The sequence below is a fragment of the Nonomuraea lactucae genome (genome assembly GCF_003313395.1).
Taxonomy (GTDB): domain Bacteria; phylum Actinomycetota; class Actinomycetes; order Streptosporangiales; family Streptosporangiaceae; genus Nonomuraea; species Nonomuraea lactucae.
In genome coordinates, this window is the sequence record NZ_QNFZ01000132.1 from 1 (window position 1) to 2,210 (window position 2,210).

At 74.9% G+C, this 2,210-nt stretch carries 1 protein-coding gene; it reads left to right on the forward strand.

Features of this window, described 5'->3' with window-relative positions:
• Positions 1-2,157: polysaccharide lyase 8 family protein (locus DQW85_RS09295; protein WP_113699961.1), on the forward strand; the 2,157-nt coding region annotated here is incomplete at its 5' end.
• Positions 2,158-2,210 lie beyond the last annotated feature (53 nt).

Consider the following 2,210-nt stretch of genomic DNA (forward strand, 5'->3'; position numbering starts at 1 on the left):
GGCCACCGCCCGGCGGACCGGCCGTACCGGGCGGCAGCGGCTCGGCTGGGCGCGACGGCCGCCCGATACCGCGACACCATGGCGCCGACCGGCACGTCGCTCTGGCCCGGACTGGACTTCCCCTCGTTCACCGAGACCCCGGCCCGGCTGCGCGCCATGGCCCGCGCCTACACCCTGCCGGGCACCGGCCTGACCGGCGACACCCGCCTCGCCGCGACCGTCGCCACCGGCATCGACCACTACCGGCGCCACGTGTACACCGCGGGCGCGGACCCGGCCGGCAACTGGTGGCACTGGCAGATCGGCGTCCCCAGGAGGCTCCTCGACGCGGCCGTGCTGATCGGCCCCCACCTGGCGCGGCGGCAGAGCCGGATGCTGCTGGACGCGGTGGAGCATTTCGTCCCCGACCGCGTCCTGGACGGCTACGGCGGCACCAGTACCGGCGCGAACCGGGTGGACCTGTGCACGGTGACGCTGCTGCGCGCCGTCCTCGGGGACGACCCGGGCAGGGCCGAGCTGGCCGCCTCGGCGCTCTCCCCCGTCTTCCCCCACGTCAGCGAGGGCGACGGGTTCTACCGCGACGGGTCGTTCATCCAGCACGCCTCGGTGCCCTACCAGGGCGGGTACGGGGCGGTGCTGCTGTCCGGGCTGGCGACGCTGTTCGCCGTGCTGCGCGGCTCGCCGTGGGAGATCACCGACCCGAACAGGCAAATCGTGCTCGACATGGTGGAACGGTCGTTCGCGCCGTTCGTTCACGACGGCTTCTGCATGGACCTGGTCAGCGGGCGCGGGATCGGCCGCGGGCCGTACGGGGACCACAGGCGTGGACAGGCGATCGCCGCCGCGATCCTGCTGCTGGCCGAGTCCGCCTCCGCCGCCGAACGGGCCCGCTGGCAGGGCCTGGTCAAGGGCTGGGCGGTGCGGAACACGTACCGGCCCATGCTCGACAGCGACGACCCGGGCTTCCGTGCCCGCCTGGCCGCGATACTCGCCGACGACTCCGTCCCCGCCTCCTGCGAGCCCGCCGGGCACACGCTGATGCCGATGAGCGCCCGCGCCGTCCACCGGCGGCCGGGCTGGTGCGCGGCCATCAGCATGTCCTCCGACCGGATCGGCCACTACGAGCACGGCAACGGCGAGAACCTGCGCGGCTGGCACACGGGCTCCGGCATGCTCTACTGGTGGGCCGAGGGGCACGGCGACCACTATTCGGACGCGTTCTGGTCCACCGTCGACCCCTACCGCCTGCCGGGCACGACCGTCTCCACCAAGCGCCTGCCCGACGGCGCCGGGGAGGGATGGGGCGACACCCGCACGCCGTGGCGCTGGGTGGGCGGGGCCACCGACGGCACGTACGCGGCGGTCGGCCAGCACCTGACAGGGCTGGAGAGCACGCTGGAGGCGTTCAAGTCGTGGTTCTTCCTCTACGACGCCGTGGTCTGCCTGGGTGCCGGGATCACGAGCGAGGACGGCGTCCCGGTCGAGACGATCGTCGACAACCGCCGCACCGCCGCGCCCCTCACGGTGGACCGCACGGCCGGCTGGGCCCACCTGGAGGGACACGGCGGCTACGTACTGCTCGAAGGCCCTGGCCTGGAGCGGAGCGGCGGCTTCGCGCCGTCCCGGGGCGACGGCGCATGGCTGCGAACGCTGCGGGAGGAGCGCACCGACGGCGAGAAGACCACCCGCGGCTACGTGACGCTCTGGCTCGACCACGGCACGGACCCGCGCTCGGCCGGTTACGCCTATCTGCTCCTGCCGGGAGCGACCCTCACCCGCACCGAGACTCGCGCCACCGACCCCGGCTGGGCGCGCGTGCTCGCCAACACCCCCCGCCTGCAGGCCGTCCACATCCCCTCACTCGGCCTGACCGCCGCCAACTTCTGGAACGGCGGCGCCGCAGGCGGCCTGACCGCCTCCGCCCCGTGCGCGGTCCTGGTGAGGGAGCCGGGCGACGGCACGGCCACGCTCACCGTGTCGGACCCCCGACGCGACCTGAACGGGCTTACCCTCACCTGGGACCGGCCGGTGTCCTCGGTGCCCGGCGGCCACCCCCTCCTGGCGGGCACCGCGACCGGCCCCCGGCTGACCCTCCGCTTCGGGCGGCTGTCGGACCAGGAGGGCCGCTCGACGACGATCACCGTACGGCTCGCCTGACGGGCGCGGCCCCGCGCCGGGCCCGCTGCGCGGGGCCGTGCCGGGCCCGCTCC